The sequence below is a fragment of the Alcaligenes sp. GW821-FHT11D07 genome, from assembly GCF_058808495.1.
Map to the genome: position 1 here is coordinate 645,461 of NZ_JBXART010000003.1, position 18,381 is coordinate 663,841.

Here is an 18,381-nt window from a genome sequence, read left to right on the forward strand (position 1 = left end):
GCATGTGATGCAATCACCCTGACCTGGTTGACGGCCCCAGACCCGGGCAACTGTTTTTTTGTCCGACGCGCCGCTTTACAGCGGGGTAATCGGCGCATCCAGGCTTTGCGCCTGAGCGGCAAATGCACGGCTGAGCACTTGGCCGGGCCGCTTTTCCGGGGCGACAGGATGAACCTGAACGCCGTTGACAAACACAGTCTGCACACCTTGAGACGGTAAGGTGGGCTCTTCCCAGGTGGCGCAATCTTGCACCGTATCGGGATTAAATACCACCAGATCCGCCCAGGCACCGACTTTCAACACGCCGCGATTTTCCAGCCCGAAAACCGAGGCAGGCAAGGCCGTCATTTTGGCCACCGCCTGCTCCAGCGACATCAGGCCATCGTCGCGTACGTAACGCCCTAAGATGCGCGTGAAACTGCCCCACAAACGAGGGTGGGGATGCGCATCCGCAGGCAATCCGTCCGAGCCCACCATGCAACATGGGTGGCTGAAAATGCGCTGGACTTCTTTTTCGTCCATCGCAAAGTAAATCGCACCGGCAGGCAGCAAACGCCGAGCGGCGGTCTCCCGGTCGCAGCCCCACTGCTGGGCAATATCAGCCAGATACTGGCCGTTGCACTCAGGGTGTGGCTCGGACCAGGTGATACGAATCTGGTCAATGGTGTGAGCGCGTTCGGGGATCAGAATCGTCGAGCTGCCCGAATAGGGATAAATATCCAGGGTGGCCTGCACGCCATCGGCGCGGGCCCGGTCGATATTGGCCAAGGTATGGCCGCTGCGGCCCCAGTTGGCCGGCATCATGCACTTGTGGTGAGACACCAAGGTGGCGCACTGAGTCTGACGACCCACGGCCAGCACTTCTTCCACCGACTCCTCAACCGTATCGCCTTCATTGCGAATATGGCTGGTATGCAAAGATCCTTTGGTAGCCGCAACGCGCGCCAGCCCTTCCAGTTCGGCCGGTTCCGCCATGCAGCCAGGCTCGTACGCCAGACCAGTACTAAAGCCCACAGCACCATGTTCCAGCGCTTGAGCCAATAACGTTTCCATCGCCTTTTGCTCATCGGCATCGGGCTGAGACAAGGGGTCTTGCATGACGGCCATACGCAAATTAGCGTGACCAACCAAAGCAGCCACATTGATCATGGGCTTTAAGTTGCGCACGGCCTGCACGTACTGCGCCATGTCTTCAAACAAGGGCGAGTCGCCCAGCAAGGCCAGGGCCGCTGCTGAATTACCCGGCAGGGGAGCCGGAAAAGCACTGACGCCGCAATTGCCCACGACAACGGTCGTAATGCCCTGACTGGTTTTCCAGTCCAGCACCGGCCGCTCGATGAACATCAGATCATCATGACCATGGGTATCAATAAATCCGGGCGCGACTACATGGCCGCTGGCATCCAGAGATTGATCGGCATGCCAGGCGCTCAAATCGCCCACGGCAACAATTTTTCCGTTACGGATACCCACATCACCACGCCAGCGCGGGGTGGCCAAACCATCAATAATCCAGCCATTGCTGATCTTGACGTCCAGCCTGCGGTCGTCTGTCTGCATATACGTCTCCACTAACCCTCCCACAAAAAGGGGAGTTGACCGCATTATCCAAAGGTATTATTAATATGAAAAATTGTTTAAGTTAATTGATTAATCAGAAATTGATATGGACAGACTTCCTAAGCACATCACGCTCAAGCACTTGAACGCGTTTGTCGCCGTGGCCCAAGAGGCCAGCTTCACCCATGCCGCGCGTCGCCTTTTTCAAACACAATCCTCGGTTACGGGCCTGATTCAGCAGTTGGAAGTTGCCCTAAATACCACTTTGTTCAATCGCACCAGCCGGCGCGTATCCCTGACGCCGATTGGGCTGGAGTTCCTGCCACGCATCACCCGCCTGCTGGCAGACTTTGACGGTGCCATCAGCGATGTCATGCGTTATGGGGAATTGAAAAGTGGCCGGGTCAGTGTGGCGGCGGCCCCTTCTGCCATCACGGATTTGATTGCGCCGGCAGCCGCCAACTTCTCGCAGCGTCATCCTGCGGTGCGTCTGTACCTGCGTGATGACAACTCCGGCCGCATCCAGCGTCAGATCGTGGCGGGGGAAATCGACTTTGGTTTGACCAGCCCCTGGGCAGATGTCCAAGGACTGGACACTGAGCCCCTGTTGGAAGACCAGTTTGGCGTGCTCTATCGCAGTGATGACAAGCTGATCAAACCCGATGCCAATGGCACCATCAGTTGGTCCGCCTTAAACGAACGCAAATTGGTCGGTGTGGTGGATGAAACCGGCATCATGGCCGTGCTGCAATCACGGCCAGACTTACCTATCGAGGCCTCCGCCCCCTTTTACGAAGCTTCCAGCACGACGTCGCAAGCAGCACTGGTGCAAAGCGGCCTTGCCATCGCCCTGCTTCCGGCCCTGGCGGCGCAACGGGTTCTGATGCCTGGCCTGACCTTCTCCTTGTTGCAGACCCCCACACTGGTGCGAACCTTATGCCTGATGTTTCATCAGGAACATGATTTGACGCCTGCCGCCGCAGCTCTGGCCGAAGAAGTACGCGCTTACGTCAAGAAGGCCCCTTTGCCACCGGGCTGCCGTGCTCTGTAAGTATGTGCAAATGTCGTGGGAGAGCGCCCCCGGCTAAGTAACAATAAGCACTGCAAGCCGTCGCCTTTTTTGCCACGACTTGGCCCTGCCTGCTCGACCCTTTCCATCCGATAGACGAACAGTAAAGCAAGACGTAGAATCGCCTCCAAGCCTCGCCTGATTAGAAAGCCATCATGCCAGTGCTCTTTCCTGGTCTGAATGGCTCACACAGGGCGAACCTGTAGCTCATCGTCCTGCTCATCAGGAGAAGCCATATGACGCAGTCCTCTTCGGCATCCAGCAACGCCAAACCGCTAGAGATTGGCGACATCACCGTTGTAGACAACAGCAAACTCAAAAAAGCCGTTACCGCCGCTGCCCTGGGCAACGCCATGGAATGGTTTGACTTTGGTGTCTACGGCTTTGTGGCCGCCACCTTGGGTAAGGTGTTTTTCCCGGATGCCTCACCGGCCGTACAAACCATTGCTGCTTTGGGTACCTTCTCGGTGCCCTTTTTAGTACGGCCTTTAGGCGGTGTGTTTTTTGGCCTGATGGGGGACCGTTTCGGACGCCAGAAGGTGTTGTCCCTAACCATTATCATCATGGCCATCAGCACCTTTTTGATTGGCCTGATTCCTTCTTATCTCAGCATCGGCCTGTGGGCTCCCATCTTGCTGCTGCTGTGCAAACTGGCCCAAGGGTTTTCCGTGGGGGGGGAGTACACCGGTGCCGCTGTTTTCGTAGCCGAATATGCGCCGGACCGGCAACGCGGTTTCCTGGGAAGCTGGCTGGATTTTGGCTCGATTGCCGGCTTTGTTTTAGGCGCAGGTTTAGTGGTCTTGCTGCAAACGTCCCTGACCGAAGAAACCTTTCAAGATTGGGGCTGGCGCATTCCCTTTCTGATCGCCGGACCGCTGGGTATTTTGGGCCTTTATCTGCGCCATGCGGCTGAAGAAACGCCTGCCTTTACCGAGCAACTGGAAAAGATGGAACAAGAAGACCGTGCCGCCCTGCAAGAGCGCCCCACCGTGTCTTTTCGCGAGATCTTCTCCAAGTACCGCAAAGCCCTGCTGATCTGCATCGGCATGGTCCTGGTCACCAACATTACGTACTACATGTTGCTGACCTATATGCCTACCTATCTATCTTCCAGCCTGGGGTACGCCGAAGAGCATGGCGTCTTCATTATTGTGGTGGTGATGATAGGCATGCTGTTTGTGCAACCTGTGGTGGGGTTTGTCAGTGACAAAATAGGCCGCAAGCCCTTCTTGCTGGCAGGTAGTTTGGGACTGTTGATCTTTGCAATCCCCGCCTTTCACTTTATTGGCAGCGACAGCAATGTGCAGATCTTCCTGGGATTGCTGATACTGGCCGTTTTGCTCAACTGCCTGACTGGGGTGATGGCCTCTACCCTGCCCGCTTTATTCCCCACACGACTGCGCTATAGCGCCCTGGCCGCCTCCTTCAATATCGCCATTATTGTGGCGGGTCTGACCCCGACCGTAGCTGCCTGGCTGGTAGAGCGCACCAACGATTTGATGGTGCCCGCCTACTACCTGATGTTTGCCAGCGTCATCGGTCTGATCACGGCCTTGTTCCTACCCGAAACGGCCAACCGCCCCTTGCGTGGTGACACCCCTACCGCCTCCAACCGCAAAGAGGCAAAAGAGCTGCTTCAGCAAGCCTACGACCATATTGAGCAGAGCGTGCAAGATGTGGAAGAAGCCATCGCCAAGGCCGAGGAAGAGCTGGAAGAATTGAAGCAAAAACGCCAGCGCTTGGTGGACCGCCACCCCGAGCTGGATTAACCCTCAGTCCTCTATATAGAATCAGCCAGCGAAACAGGAATTTCGGGACCGGCACAGAGCCACACGTACCGGATTCCTGACACGCTTTAGCCCCCTCCAAAACAGAAAAAGCCTGAATCCGGTTTGCATCGGATCAGGCTTTTTTACAGTGCTGATTGGCTCAGCTATCAGTCTAAGCTTCCGCCTTTGGAGGGCAGCATTAAACCGTTAAGCCACCAGACACTTCCAGGGTCGTACCGTTGATAAAACTGGCTTCATCCGAGGCCAGAAACGCGTACACATTCGCAATTTCCTCGGGCTTGCCCATACGGCGTAGCCAGCAGTGATCGCGGAAGCCTTGCAGGACTTTTTCGGGGATGGTCTTGAGGATGTCGGTCTCGATAAAGCCAGGACAGACCGCATTGACGCGAATGCCTTTAGGCCCCAATTCGCGTGCCCATGTCTTGGTAAATCCAATCACGCCAAATTTGCTGGCTGCATAGTTGGTTTGACCAAAATTGCCGTAAAGCCCAACCACGCTGGATGCGTTCAAAATAGCGCCGCTTTCTTGCTCCAGCATCACCGCAGCAACGGCCTGCGTGAAGTTGAACACCGCTTTCAAGTTCACATCAATCACGTCATCAAATTGCTGCTCGGTCATGCGCACCAGCTTGGCATCCTTAGTGATGCCTGCATTGTTGACCAGCACATCAATGCGCCCAAACTTTTGCTTCACATCTTCTACCAAAGCATCAATCTGCGCACGGTCAGTGACATCAACGGTGTAGGCCACTGCCGTCACGCCATTGCCGTTCAACGATTGCGCCGCCTTATTGACTGCGTCTGCATCACGATCGCACAACACCACAATCGCTCCTTCCTGGGCAAACTTCCTGGCTGTTGCCAAACCAATTCCAGCCGCCGAACCGGTGACAACCGCCACTTTATCTTTCAATCGCATTCCAGCTACCTTTTAAAAATCACTCAACGCTGTCATGTATAAAAACAAGTTTGAAAGCCGTCACCCTGACTGTTGCCTGCAGACTCATTCACACCAGCACACTGTTTTTTACTCCGATCACAAGCGGACCGCTAGTAACAGCAAATAAATGTCCGGCAGGCACAATGGCCCCAAAAGGGGCCATTAAGCGGGACAAGAAAAGCCAAAACCGGGCGAACACCCGCCTCGTTAACAGTCTGCCAAGACATCATGGCAGGCCAGCTTCATGGGCCTAGTCCGGGCAGAAGCTCCTAAAACCAGACGCGCACCACAGCTAAGTATTCGATAACAATCAGGCACTTTCCCAAGGCAAATCCGGAGCAATCAAAGGATCACCGTCATAGCCTTTCACCACACCGAAACGGGCGTCTGCTGCCCGCCAGTCACGTTGCGCTTGGGTGATGACTTCTTTGCTTTGTCCAACAAAGTTCCACCACAGCACCAGTTCCTCGGTAAAGGGTTCACCACCCAACACAATCACTCGGCAGCCTGCGCTTAAACTCAGCTGGATCTGTTCTGCACCTCGGCCTATGTACGCTAATTCATTGGCTTGAAACTGCTCCGTCTGAATGCCCACTTGCCCTTGAACCACTAAAAAGCCGTACTCGAAATCAGGATTCAAGTTCAGCGTGATATCCCCCGCTTTAGGACTGTTCAAATCCATGCCCATCATGGGCGAATACAGTTTGCTAGGAGCCTGCTGCCCGGCGTAGCTGCCTGCCAACAAGGTGAAGTCGCACTCGCCTTCACGCCAACGCGGCAAATCTGGATGATGGTCAAAAGCCGGTTCACAGGCTGCCTCTTTGGCGGGCAAGGCAATCCACAATTGGACGGCATGCAATTTGTCTTCGCCAGGCAAAGACTCTTCGGTATGGCTGATGCCCCGCCCCGCTGTCATCAAATTCACCTGACCGGGCTTGACCACCTGCACATGGCCCAGGCTGTCACGATGCAAAACCTCGCCCTGAAGCATCCAGGTGAAGGTCTGCAAGCCGATATGCGGATGCGGCCCCACGCGCAAGCCCGTACCAGAGCTAAACACAGCTGGCCCGGCATGATCCAGAAAGCACCAGGCCCCGATCATGCGTCGTTGCGAGGACGGCAATATACGGCTGACGGTAATCCCCCCGCCCACTTGTGCACTACGACCAGCAACGCGTTGAACACGCTTGTCCCCGTTCAGATCTTCAGGGCAGTCAAAGGATAAGGAGACGTCGGAACTATGCGTACTCATGGGGAAAACTCCAAAAATTGCAGGTACAGGGAACTGGATCACCACCAGCAAAAAAGTGCTGACCAACTAAATGGCCAGCACTGTGCCAAAGCGCTTACTTACCGGAGGTAAATTTGGTGTGGCTATTGATCAGGTTGCGGTAGTCGGGAATGTGATTGGAGAACAAAGCACCCAAACCTTCCACGTCATTACGCCAATCACGATGCAGTTCGCATGCAACGCCAAACCAGGTCATCAACTGAGCGCCCGCCGAGGACATACGGTCCCATGCCGAATGGCGCGTCAGTTCGTTGAACGTGCCGGAAGCATCCGTCACCACAAACACATCAAAGCCTTCTTCCAGAGCTGACAAGGCAGGAAAGGCCACGCACACTTCGGTGACTACGCCGGCGATAATCAACTGCTTCTTGCCGGTCGCTTTGATGGCTTTAACGAAGTCTTCGTTATCCCAGGCATTGATCTGGCCAGGGCGTGCGATGTAAGGGGCATCGGGAAAGGTTTCTTTCAGCTCTGGGACCAGAGGACCATTCGGGCCTTCTTCAAAGCTGGTCGTCAAAATCGTGGGCAAGTTGAAGTACTTGGCCAGATCGGCCAGTGCCAGCACATTGTTCTTGAACTTGTCCGGATCAATATCACGCACCAAAGACAGCAGGCCAGTTTGGTGGTCGACCAGCAGTACCGCAGCTTGGTCTTTATCAAGGCGTTTATAAGGGGTAGTCATCTCAGGTTTCCTCAAAAAGGATTGAAAAGATTGGGTGCCGGTCAGCACCCGGTACTGCTCCAACATGCTTGGGCTATCAGCGCTGCGAATCCAGCTGTTCCTGATTCTTGAATACGTCTTGGGCTTTGGCGTAGCTCTCGATCAGCAATTGATAAGTGGGGAAAATCTTGGTGTAAATCTGGGCCCATTCCTGAGCATCAGGACGGTTCCAAGTGCGTTGCAGTTCGGAGGCCACCGCACCCATATCAATAGGCACGACACCGGCCTGAACCATACGGGCCAAGGTGATTTCCTGCGCCATCTTGGAGTAGGTGCCCGACGCATCAATCACCACAAAAACCTTGTAGCCCTCGGCCACGGCACTGATGGCCGGGAACGCCATGCAGACGCTGGTGATGGTGCCGGCAATGATCAAGGTCTTGCGGCCGGTTGCTTTGACCGCAGCCACGAAATCCTCGTTATGCCAGGCGTTGATCTCGCCTTTGCGGGCCACGTACTGAGCGTGGGGTGCGTTCTGATGGATTTCAGGAATCAAAGGACCGTTGGGGCCTTGCGGTACCGACGCAGTGGTAATTACAGGCAGTTTGCTCAGCGTGGCAATTTTTGCCAGCGCCGCCGCATGATCACGCAAAGTAGTCATGGGCATGTCTTTCACCGTCTGGAACAGGCCGCTTTGGTGATCGATCAGCAACATCACTGCATCATCAGGGTCAATTACTGGGGCGGCACCGTTAAAGTTGGCCACGTTATTGGGAAAAGTCATCTTGGTTCTCCTGAGGGATGAAAGGCGGGGGCTGCCGCTTCGTGCAGCCCCCGCAACCTTGCTCTACGATGCCGACCCTGGCGCCGTTGCGCCAAAGCGGCCACTGCTGAAGTCATCCATAGCCTGCAAAATCTCTTGCTTGCTATTCATGACAAAGGGACCGTGTCCCACAATGGGCTCATCAATGGGTTCACCACTGATCAGCAGGACAATGGCGTCGTTATTGGCCTCAACACTGAATTGACTGCCACTACGATCCAGCACCACCAGCTGTCCTTCCCGCGCCACGCTTTGACCATTGACCAGCACCGTGCCTTGCAACACCACCAAAGCAGCTGTCCAGCCTTCAGGGCTGCTCAGCTCGGCAATGCCACCCTGATTCAGACGCATATCCCATACATTCATGGGAGTAAACGTCTTGGCAGGGCCAGCAGAACCATCCAGTTCACCGGCAATCACCCGCACCATGCCAGCAGCATCGGGCAACGCCACCACAGGAATCTGCTGATCCGTAATGGCTTGATAGCCAGCAGGTGTGCCTTTGTCCTTGGCAGGCAGGTTGACCCACAGCTGCACCATCTCCAGCGTGCCGCCCGAGCGGGCAAACGCGTCAGAGTGGTACTCCTCGTGCACAATGCCGGCACCCGCCGTCATCCACTGCACATCGCCAGGGCCAATGGTGCCGCCCTGGCCAGTGGAGTCGTGGTGCGAGACCTCGCCCTTGTAGACGATGGTGACGGTTTCAAACCCACGGTGTGGGTGCTGGCCAACGCCACGCTTGTGATTGCTGGGTGCAAACTCGGCAGGACCGGCGTAGTCCATCAGCAGGAAAGGGCTCAACTGTTTTGCGTGCGTGTGGTACGAAAACAGGGAGCGAACGGGGAAGCCGTCGCCCACCCAATGAGGACGGGGAGCGCTATAGATACCAAGAATGTTCTTCATGTCCATCTCCTTGTTTCAACATAAGAGACAGCTTAAACTCGGGACGACAACACCAGTAGCCCCCTAAATCTGCCATCTACGTTCCATTTATGGAACGATAAAACCACCATGCAAGATTTAAACGACTTGTACTTCTATGTTCAGATTGTGGATCACGGGGGCTTTGCCCCTGCCGGACGGGCCCTTGGCCTGCCCAAATCCACCTTGAGCCGCCGACTGGCAGCGTTGGAAGAACGCCTGGGTGTCAGGCTGATCCAACGATCCACCCGCCGCTTTACGGTTACCGAAATTGGTCAGACTTACTACGAGCACTGCAAGGCCATGTTGGTAGAAGCGGAAGCGGCCCAGGCAGCCATTGAGATGACCCGCGTCGAACCGCGTGGCGTGGTGCGATTGAGCTGCCCAATCACCTTACTGAACGCTCATGTCAGTAATATGTTGGCCGGTTTCATGCTGCGCTATCCACACGTGACGGTGCAGTTGGATGCCACCAACCGACGTGTGGACCTGATTGGCGAGGCGCTGGATCTTGCTATCCGGGTACGCCCGCCACCGCTGCAAGACAGTGATCTGATCATGCGTGTGCTGTCCGACCGTAGCCAGTGCCTGCTGGCTAGCCCAGACCTGATCGAACGCGTGGGCCTGCCCAGTTCGCCCGCAGACTTGGCCGACTACCCCAGCCTGGGCCTGGGCCAACCTCAGCAAAGCCATACCTGGACCTTGTTTGGTCCCGATGGCGCGCAAGCCGTGCTGCATCACAACCCACGCCTGATTACGACCGACATGACAGCCCTACGCTGTGCTGCCCTGGCTGGCGTGGGCATCGTGCAATTGCCTACCTTGGTGGTGTGCGATCAACTGGCTGACGGTTCATTGGTCAAACTGATTCCCGACTGGGCACCGCGCCGCGAAATCATCCATGCGGTGTTTTCCTCCCGTCGTGGCCAGATGCCGGCTGTGCGCGCATTGCTGGATTATCTGGCCGAGCAATATCAAGCGATGGACGAGGACTGATATCCCTAACCGCAGCCCATCCCGGCCCCCCAAACAAAAACGCCCTGCTTTTGCAGGGCGTTTTTTTATGCTGAATCAGTAATCAGCCAGGGCAATCAAGCGCCGCCGTTGAAATCGCGCACTTGCTTTTCAGCTTCTTCACGCGCAATGCCGTAACGCTCCTGAATCTTGCCGACCAGATATTCGGTATTGCCTTCTGCAACATCGACATCATCATTGGTCAATTTGCCCCATTTAGCCTGGATTTTGCCAGACAGCTGTTTCCATTTACCTTTGATCGTATCTTCATTCATATTTGCTCTCCTGTATTAAAGAAAATCAACGATTGATTATCTGTAAAAGCATTACTCTGCTTTAACTTTCAAACCAGACGAGTCGACTTTCTTGACGCCCTTGACGCTTTCAGCAGCGGCAACGGCCTTTTTCTGTTCAATGTCACTTGGCACAGTACCAGTCAATGTTGCAACACCATTGTTGGTCTCAACAGAGATATCCGTGCTCTTCAAATCCTTGGTGCTAGCCAGATCAGCTTTGATCTTGGTAGTGATCCAGGTATCGCTAACAGCTTCGCCGGTGGTGGCTGAATGGTCTGCATTCACACCTTTATCATTTGCAAGGGCGCTACCTTGAATACCCAAGCTTAATGCGCTTGCCATTAATACACTGGATAGGATGGCGGACTTTTTCATACGTTATCTCCAATATCAGTAAAAGAGTTTTTATTAAAAAAACTGCTTCGCACCTGCTATTAAAAGGAGTCCAAATTAATCAACAAGGAAATTGTTGTTTTCAATGGATGAGTCCACCGTAACATTCGCTTCAGGCCCACAAACTACAAAATGCTACGATCAATTTCTTGATGAGAATTATTTCTCAATTTTCTCCGGCTCTGGCTTCTACTGCGCGCACCCCCCGCTTTTTCGCACTGCTCAGAGCGGCCAATCTCACCCCCACCCGATACGTGGCAGCCTATGCCAGTAGGTGGTTTCAGGGGGTTCATCGAACAGCAAGACGCCCCCTGTTAACACCACTTTTTAAGCAGGCTGGCACAGCGTTCAGCTACGCCTGTCCTCCTAGGGACCAGGACGACGCTTCAGATACATTAAGTAAGGAACTAAGCAAACTTCATCAGGAAACCTTATTCCTGCTCCAGGCTTAGAGCGCTTTGCTGGACGATCCGGCCTTTCACGGACAGCGTGTAATCCTGCAGCTCAAAACCATGTTTACGGCATAGGGCTTGCACTGCCTCGCCAATCTCATCGTCATCCAGCCAATACTCGCTGCCCGACTCCGAACACACAAAGCGGTGATGGAAGTGCCTTGAGGCCAGGTAGTAATGAGCTTTGCCAGCAATGGTGCAGGTAGAAATCAAGCTCACATCCTGCATACGCCGCAGCACGGTGTAGATCGTGGAGATGGCAATATGAAAACTGCGGCGAATCAGCCGTCGCTTGATCTCTACCGCTCCCAAGGGCCGTTCTGACTGGGCGATCACAGACCAGATCGCCAGACGCGGCACAGTTGCATCCAAACCGACCGCCCGCAAAGCCTGAACACCGGAATACAGGGAATCTTCATCCATGACGCCCTGATCTAACATGGCTTGCTGATCATTCATCTTGTTCTCCTTGCAGCAACAAGACTGGCCTTGCCCCAGGCAAGACCAGTCTTGAATGAATCGCGGCCGCTACACCGTCTCCGGGTAGCGGCAGACGGGGTGCCTAGAAGCTGGCCGTCATGGTCGCAAAGTAGCGACGGCCGGGTGTGTAGAAGTTATTGCCTTCAGGGCTGGTGCCGTTGGGGTCTTTATCAAACAGGTTCTTGACGCCCAGATCGAACTTCAGGTTTTTGGAGGGCTGGTAGTTAAAGCCGAGATCAAAGATCGTGTACGCATTTTGAATGCGTTGCGAACCCGAAGAGCCGCTTTGGTTGGCCATGCGCCAGTCCAGATTGACCTGTTTGCCAATGTACTGAGCCTGCACAGACGCATTCAAAACGCTATTGATTTCAATATCCAGCGTGGAGCTGAAGGCCCATTCCGGCACTACGCTCAGCGGCGCACCGGTGTCCTTTTCTTCCGCTTTGAACATATGAGTAGCGCTGGTGCGCCACGTCAGGCGGTCCGACAAGGGAATAGTGAAGTTGGCTTCAATCCCGCGGCTAACCGCCTCTTGCGCGTTGTAGTACTGGTAAAAGTGTTGGCCGTTGATTTGACCCAGATAACCGGTTTGCAGTTTGTTCTTGAAGTCGGTATTAAAAGCGGTCACGCCAAATTCCCAGCCATCACGCTCCCAACCTGCACCAATTTCAATGCTCTTAGTGGTTTCAGGCTTCAAGTCCGCATTGCCTCGAGTGCTGCAGGGAGAGAAACCGCCCGTACAACCCGCACCTTGCGATTGGCCCACAAAGTTGGGATTGCCTTGGCGCAGCGATGGAGCTTTAAAGCCTTCCGAATAACCACCACGCAGTGTCCATTCACTGCTCGGGTGCCAGACCAAGTAAGCACGGGGGCTGACCTGTCCACCGAAGTTGCTGTTGTCATCCCAACGAGCACCCAAGGTCAGTGTCAGGTTATCCAGCAAGTACAGTTGGTCTTCCATGAACAAGGCACGGTTATAGACCTTGTTGTAGCTCAGGCCCAAAACACCCTCTGCATTGGCGACGGAGCCCACGCTGTTGGCGTTATCCAGTTCATTACGCTGCCACTGTGCGCCCACCGTCAGTGTCTGCTCCAGACCCAGAGTAAAGGGCATGGACAGGCTGCCATCAATGACCAGATCCTTGGCAATAGCTTCGGTCGGGTAAGTTGCACCGGTCAACTGGTTATCCGCAATGACCGGCGCCGTTGTGGCATTTTCATACTTGGTGCGTGTCACAGACAGCTTGGAGGTACCAAAGCTGTAGTAACCGGTATGGCTCAGGCTGAGCTCTTCACGATCCATTTGTCGCGGGCCACGGGTCGCGGTGCTGGCCAACGGGTTGCTGCCTGCGGGATTGGGTCCCAATACTGTGTTGCGACGCGAATTCAGGTAGTTCAAAGAGAGGTCATGATCCTCGTTGAGCTCCCAATCCAGACGTGCGCCAAAGGACTTGAGCTTGCTGCCTTCACGGCCACCGCCAAAGCGGAAAGCCGTGGTGCCCGATGGCAATTCACTGTCGGACTGCTGGTAGGTTTGCTCACCATTCAAACGCAGCCGAAAGCCTTTGCCCAGGCCACCGCCAATGGTAAAGCCACCAAAGTAATCATTGCCACGGATGGAGTCTTCGTTGACCTCTCCACCCACACGGAACGAACCGCCCCACTTGTCTTCGGTTTTCTTGGTGATGATATTGATCACCCCGCCCATGGCGTCCGAGCCATACAAGGAAGACATGGGGCCGCGAATCACTTCAATGCGCTCAATAGACTCCGGCGGAATCCAGTTCACTTCGTTGCGCGAATAGCGGTCAAAGGTATCGCTGGAGCTGCCCACACGACGGCCATCTACCAGAATCAAGGTGTAGCTTTGAGGCAAACCGCGAATCTGGATGCTGGTGCCGCCGTCCGGCGTGGTGGCTTGGGACAAACCAGGCACGCGGCGCAGAACTTCGTTCAAATCCGCTGCGGGGATTTTTTTGATTTCTTCAGCCGTAATGACGGAAATACTGGCGGGTGCATCTTTCACATCCAGAGCCGTCCCGGTGGCCGTCACCACCACGGTATCCAGTTGAGTAACCCCAGGCTCAGAGCTTTGTGCAGACACGCCAAAACCCAGCAGGGCCAAGGCAATTGCCGCCGTCGTCTGGTTCAGACGATGAATCGAAAACGGAACGTTCATTAGATAGAAATTCTCATCAAGCAGAATGTAGGAAGCGTGGCTTGGCTGACCCACGACGGGGCGAGATGGGCGTGTGCACGCCGCCTCAAGCAACAAGCTAATGAGAATTATTACTATTTATTGTTGTGTGAATTCGCCAGACTTAATAAACGGACAAGAGAAAGCGGCCACAATTTGCCACAATCGGCCACACTGGACCACAATCGGCAGCCCCGATCAACTGGCAAGCCGCCTGCCGCGTCGCGTGATGCTTAGGCTACAGGCAGGGTAATAACAGCTCGCAAGCCACCTTCGGGACGGTTGTACAGGCTGACTTCACCACCATGGGCACGCACACAAGAGCGTGCATTCGCCAGGCCCAGTCCCGTACCACCCATTGCTTGATTGCGCCCTGTATCCAGGCGCACAAAGGGCTCAAATACCTGCTCCAACTTGCCTGGGTCTATCCCTGGCCCCCTGTCATCCACTTCGATGCGAGGCCCCTGCTCCTGCTGGCCAGCCAGCAAACGCACCGACACGTTGCCATAACGCACGGCATTGTCGAGCAGATTATTGAAAGCACGTTTCAAATGCACAGGACGGCAGCAATAGCGAATACCGGTGGGCACATCACAACTGATTTGTCGTCCCAAAGTGATTTGATCTTCTACCGCTTCTTTGAGCAACTCCCCCAAATCCACTTCCTGCGTGGGTTCCTGGGTCGCCTCGTCTTGGGCAAAGCGCAAGGTCGCATCGATCATGGCGCTCATCTCGTCCATGGACTGGATCATGGCCATGCGCAACTCATCGTCATCAATCAGTTCGGCCCGTATGCGCAAAGAGGTCAGCGGGGTGCGCAAATCATGCCCGATAGCAGCCAGCATGCGTGTTCTGTCGCTAACGTAGCGCATCACATGTTCCTGCATATCGTTGAACGCTTCGATCACCTCGCGAATATCGTCCGGTCCGTCTGCAGGCACCTTGCCCACCCGTTCACCACGACGGATACGCCGGGCTGCAGCGGTCAGCACCTGCAATTGGCGCACCATACGGCGGCCGAAGAAAAACGCCACAATCAACAAAGGCAGCAGACCGAGCGGAATGGAAAAGCGCCAGATTCCCGCCAGCTTATTACTCATCATGGCGGGCAAATGGCGACTATGCAGCACCATGCCATCAGGCAAACCCAGCTCTATATCCATGACCCAGTTTTCGGCTCGATTCATGAACTCTGCCGTGCGATTCATCACCATCGCCTGTGGGTCCTGAAGATCGCGCTGCTTTAAATCCACCTGTACCCGCGTGTTCGGCCCCAACTCCAGACGATCTCGCAAGCGCTGCGCCAGTGCTGCTTCCTGCTCGTCCATGCTGTCACTATCAGGACTGCCCGGCGGCTTTATTTCGAACAAGGTGTCAGGAAAGCTCATCGCCTCGATCAGCTTGTTCGAGTCTTGGGGAAACTCCACCACGGCCCGATACACCGCCCCCACCCGCGCCTGGATTTCACGAATGGACAAGGCATGAACCTCGTTAGTCGTGTACATGCGATACGGCATCAGGATGGCTGACAAATGGGTGATGGTCATCGCGACCAGAAGCAGCGCAAACAGCTGCCCAACCATACTTCTAGGCAGCAATCTCATGGCTCGATTACCGCGATCCGCGCAGTAAACAAATAGCCATCACCGCGTACTGTTTTAAGCAAACTGGGGTGGCGCGGATCTTCTTCCAGTTTTTTGCGTAGGCGGCTGATCTGGCTATCAATGCTGCGATCAAAAGTCACCTTCTCAGAACGCTGGGTCAGGTCCAGCAACTGGGTCCGGCTCAAGACTCGATTGCCGTTTTCCAGCAATGCGTGCAACAAATGAAATTCAGCCGTGCTGATGGGGATCGACTGCTTTTGCGGGTTATGCAGCTCGCGCAAACCGATATTCAGACACCAGCCGTTAAACAGGAAACGCTTGTCCTGCTCCGGGGCTTGTACCGACTCTGCTGCTGGAGCCACCGTTTTGGGGCGCGCACGGCGCAAGACACTGCGTATGCGGGCCACCAGTTCACGCGGATCAAAAGGTTTGGTGACATAGTCGTCCGCCCCCACTTCAAGACCCGCTACCCGGTCCACCTGATCGCTGACCGCCGTCAATAAAATGACGGGAATGTCCATATGCTCGGCCACGTAGCGGCACAAAGACAGACCGTCCTCGCCAGGCAGCATCACATCCAGCACGATCAGTTCAAAGGAGCGTTGAGCCAGCACCTGACGCATGGCAGCGCCGTCGGCCACCGCCTCTACGTCAAAATCAAAACGTCGCAAATAGGTCGAAAGCGGATCACGAATGCTCTCGTGATCATCAACGATAAGAATGCGGGTGCGTGTACTCATAAACGGGGGGAACAGGGCCCTAAATGTGCGTCAACTGAACGCTTGGCCCCACTATTAAATGAGAAGCGTTACTAAATAAAAGCGTGGCCGCAGTTTAGCATCGTTTATCCGCGTCTGATCTTGTCATCTACGCTGGCAACACGCTTTCAAAACAGAAGGGGAGCAAGGCGCGTCCCATCGCACCTTGCCCCCTCTTGGCTTATCTACTCAGCATCAACGCAAATGGTGCACATCCTGCGTACCGTATACCTGTACAGGCAAGCCCGCCTCCCTGGCCTTAAGCTGCAAGGCCAAATACTGGGAATAATGGCGTGACTGGTGCAAGTTACCGCCATGGAACCACAGCGCGGCTTGCTGGGTCGGCTTCCACATATTTCGTTGCTCGCCTTCCCATGGACCTGGGTCTTTCGTGGTTTCTGAACCCAGGCCCCAGCATTTGCCCACCCGGTCAGCCATTTCCTGACCCGCCAGATCTGCCACCCAGCCATTCATGGAGCCGTAGCCCGTGGCGTAGACAATCAAATCAGCGGGTAGCTCCGTACCATCGCTCAGGACCACTGCATCCTCGGTCAGATGGCTGATGTCCGTCCGAGACTTAAGCTTGATGCTGCCATCAATAATCAGCTGACAAGCGCCTACATCAATGTAGTAGCCCGATGCCCGACGCAGGTATTTCATGAACAGGCCAGAACCATCATCGCCCCAGTCCAGCATGAAACCGGCATCTTCCAATTGCTTATAGAAATCAGCGTCACGTTCGCGGATCTTGTCGTAAACAGGAATCTGAAAGTCAGCCATGATGCGGTACGGCAAGGAGGCAAAGAGCAAATCAGCCTTGCGCGTAGTGACACCAGAGGCCAAGGCTCGCTCGGAATACAGATCCCCCAAGCCGATCTCCATCAAGGAGTCGGATCGCACAATATGTGTGGAAGATCGCTGCACCATGGTGACGTCCGCGCCCGCTTCCCACAAAGCAGCGCAGATGTCATGGGCCGAGTTATTGGCGCCGATCACCACGACTTTCTTGCCCGCATAGGCTTCGGGGCCTGGGTGTTGCGACGAGTGCTGCTGTTCGCCCTTGAAGCTGTACTGGCCTGTGATGGTGGGGATGTTCGCCTTGCCAGACATGCCTGTGGCAAAGACCAGTTGTTGTGGCCTCAAGGTCATGGGCTGACCATCGCGCTCAATCTCCACTTCCCAAGTCTGGCTGGACTCGTCATAGTGAACCCGCTTGCAGACTGTGCTGCTCCAGTAATTCAGCTCCATAATCTTGACGTACATTTCCAGCCAATCCCCCACCTTATCCTTGGGTGCAAAGACGGGCCAGTTCTCGGGAAATGGAATGTAGGGCAGATGGTCATACCAGACGGGGTCGTGCAGGCACAGCGACTTGTAGCGCTTGCGCCAGCTGTCACCGGGGCGAGCATGCTGGTCAATGATCAAGGTAGGCACATTCAACTGGCGCAGACGTGCACCCAATGCAATGCCGCCCTGCCCTCCACCGATAATCAAAACGTAAGGCTGGCTGGACACGCCCAGCTCTGCCTGCTCCTGCTCCCGGCGTTCCTGCCAGGTTTGTCGCCCACGCTGGATTCCGTGCTCGGCACCCATGGGACGGCGCACGCCCAAAGGCTCCTCGTGCCCTTTCAGTTCTGACATCGTGGTCAGCAAAGTCCAGATCTTGCCTTGCTTCAAGCGGATGTGCCCGTAACCCCGTGCCACCGCCGTCTCTACCTTGAACCAGCCTTCAAGCAGTCCTTGCCCATCGTCACTGACGGGTTCGGCGCTATCTCGCTCAAATTTGGCGGAGGCAACGCCCGCTTGCTGCTGCGTCAGCATGTCGCGGATCTGATCGCGACCTTCCATAGTCCGGATATTCCAGGTGAACATGACCAGGTCGCGCCAATAGCTTTCATCGGCAAACAAGGCAGCAACATCGTCTGGTGCATTGCGGGCCAAGGCATGGGTCAACTGTTCAAGAACCGTGTCGAGCTGTTGTGCAGACGGCTGCATCTCCTGCTGTGTTTGCATGATCTGTCTCCATATCGTTTTAATGTTGCGCCAGACTTTTACTGTCCAGCTGTGGAGTACAAAGCAAACTTCATGCCAAGACGTACTTGGCTATTTCTGGCGGGGTATCGCCTGACGAC

Annotated in this window: 16 protein-coding genes; 3 read left to right on the forward strand and 13 right to left on the reverse strand. The window is 55.1% G+C overall.

Annotated features, from left to right (window positions below):
- Window positions 1–75: 75 nt before the first annotated feature.
- Window positions 76–1,560, reverse strand: a complete 1,485-nt coding sequence (locus AC1RSM_RS15970; protein ID WP_492933538.1) for an N-acyl-D-amino-acid deacylase family protein — start codon at window positions 1,558–1,560, stop codon at window positions 76–78.
- 106 nt (window positions 1,561–1,666) lie between these two features.
- Here AC1RSM_RS15970 and AC1RSM_RS15975 point away from each other — a divergent pair, with 106 nt between their 5' ends.
- A complete protein-coding gene (locus AC1RSM_RS15975) occupies window positions 1,667–2,611 on the forward strand; it encodes a LysR family transcriptional regulator (protein ID WP_492933539.1) in 945 nt (314 codons plus the stop codon).
- 254 nt (window positions 2,612–2,865) lie between these two features.
- Entirely contained in the window at window positions 2,866–4,398 is a 1,533-nt protein-coding gene (gene proP / locus AC1RSM_RS15980; protein ID WP_492933540.1) for a glycine betaine/L-proline transporter ProP, read from the forward strand.
- Between the two features lie 199 nt (window positions 4,399–4,597).
- Here proP and fabG read toward each other — a convergent pair whose 3' ends face one another.
- The 5 genes from fabG to AC1RSM_RS16005 form a co-directional block, all read right to left on the reverse strand.
- Window positions 4,598–5,338 carry a 3-oxoacyl-ACP reductase FabG gene (gene fabG, locus AC1RSM_RS15985; protein ID WP_492933541.1) on the reverse strand — a complete coding sequence of 247 codons (741 nt, stop codon included), beginning with the start codon at window positions 5,336–5,338 and terminating at the stop codon, window positions 4,598–4,600.
- Window positions 5,339–5,669: 331 nt separating this feature from the next.
- Entirely contained in the window at window positions 5,670–6,611 is a 942-nt protein-coding gene (locus AC1RSM_RS15990; RefSeq protein ID WP_492933543.1) for a pirin family protein, read from the reverse strand.
- A gap of 94 nt (window positions 6,612–6,705) precedes the next feature.
- Window positions 6,706–7,332, reverse strand: a complete 627-nt coding sequence (ycaC, locus tag AC1RSM_RS15995; RefSeq protein WP_026483600.1) for an isochorismate family cysteine hydrolase YcaC — start codon at window positions 7,330–7,332, stop codon at window positions 6,706–6,708.
- Window positions 7,333–7,408: 76 nt separating this feature from the next.
- Window positions 7,409–8,095 carry a hydrolase gene (locus tag AC1RSM_RS16000; protein ID WP_492933544.1) on the reverse strand — a complete coding sequence of 229 codons (687 nt, stop codon included), beginning with the start codon at window positions 8,093–8,095 and terminating at the stop codon, window positions 7,409–7,411.
- Between the two features lie 63 nt (window positions 8,096–8,158).
- Entirely contained in the window at window positions 8,159–9,037 is an 879-nt protein-coding gene (locus tag AC1RSM_RS16005; RefSeq protein WP_492933545.1) for a pirin family protein, read from the reverse strand.
- Window positions 9,038–9,145: 108 nt separating this feature from the next.
- Here AC1RSM_RS16005 and AC1RSM_RS16010 point away from each other — a divergent pair, with 108 nt between their 5' ends.
- A complete protein-coding gene (locus tag AC1RSM_RS16010) occupies window positions 9,146–10,051 on the forward strand; it encodes a LysR family transcriptional regulator (protein ID WP_492933546.1) in 906 nt (301 codons plus the stop codon).
- A gap of 95 nt (window positions 10,052–10,146) precedes the next feature.
- Here AC1RSM_RS16010 and AC1RSM_RS16015 read toward each other — a convergent pair whose 3' ends face one another.
- The 7 genes from AC1RSM_RS16015 to AC1RSM_RS16045 all read right to left on the reverse strand — a co-directional run bounded on the left by AC1RSM_RS16015 (window position 10,147) and on the right by AC1RSM_RS16045 (window position 18,262).
- Window positions 10,147–10,344: a CsbD family protein gene (locus AC1RSM_RS16015; RefSeq protein ID WP_492933548.1), complete on the reverse strand. Its 198-nt coding sequence runs from the start codon at window positions 10,342–10,344 to the stop codon at window positions 10,147–10,149.
- 51 nt (window positions 10,345–10,395) lie between these two features.
- Window positions 10,396–10,740 (reverse strand): BON domain-containing protein, encoded by a 345-nt coding sequence (locus AC1RSM_RS16020; RefSeq protein WP_492933549.1) that lies wholly within the window; start codon window positions 10,738–10,740, stop codon window positions 10,396–10,398.
- Window positions 10,741–11,189: 449 nt separating this feature from the next.
- The gene (locus AC1RSM_RS16025) at window positions 11,190–11,669 is read right to left on the reverse strand and encodes a Fur family transcriptional regulator (protein ID WP_492933550.1); all 480 of its coding nucleotides are present in this window, start codon (window positions 11,667–11,669) and stop codon (window positions 11,190–11,192) included.
- A gap of 103 nt (window positions 11,670–11,772) precedes the next feature.
- A complete protein-coding gene (locus AC1RSM_RS16030; protein WP_492933551.1) occupies window positions 11,773–13,869 on the reverse strand; it encodes a TonB-dependent receptor domain-containing protein in 2,097 nt (698 codons plus the stop codon).
- Window positions 13,870–14,120: 251 nt separating this feature from the next.
- Window positions 14,121–15,470, reverse strand: a complete 1,350-nt coding sequence (locus AC1RSM_RS16035; RefSeq protein ID WP_492933552.1) for an ATP-binding protein — start codon at window positions 15,468–15,470, stop codon at window positions 14,121–14,123.
- A gap of 17 nt (window positions 15,471–15,487) precedes the next feature.
- A complete protein-coding gene (locus AC1RSM_RS16040) occupies window positions 15,488–16,231 on the reverse strand; it encodes a response regulator (protein WP_492933553.1) in 744 nt (247 codons plus the stop codon).
- Between the two features lie 213 nt (window positions 16,232–16,444).
- Window positions 16,445–18,262 (reverse strand): NAD(P)-binding domain-containing protein, encoded by a 1,818-nt coding sequence (locus AC1RSM_RS16045; protein ID WP_492933555.1) that lies wholly within the window; start codon window positions 18,260–18,262, stop codon window positions 16,445–16,447.
- Window positions 18,263–18,381: the final 119 nt, after the last annotated feature.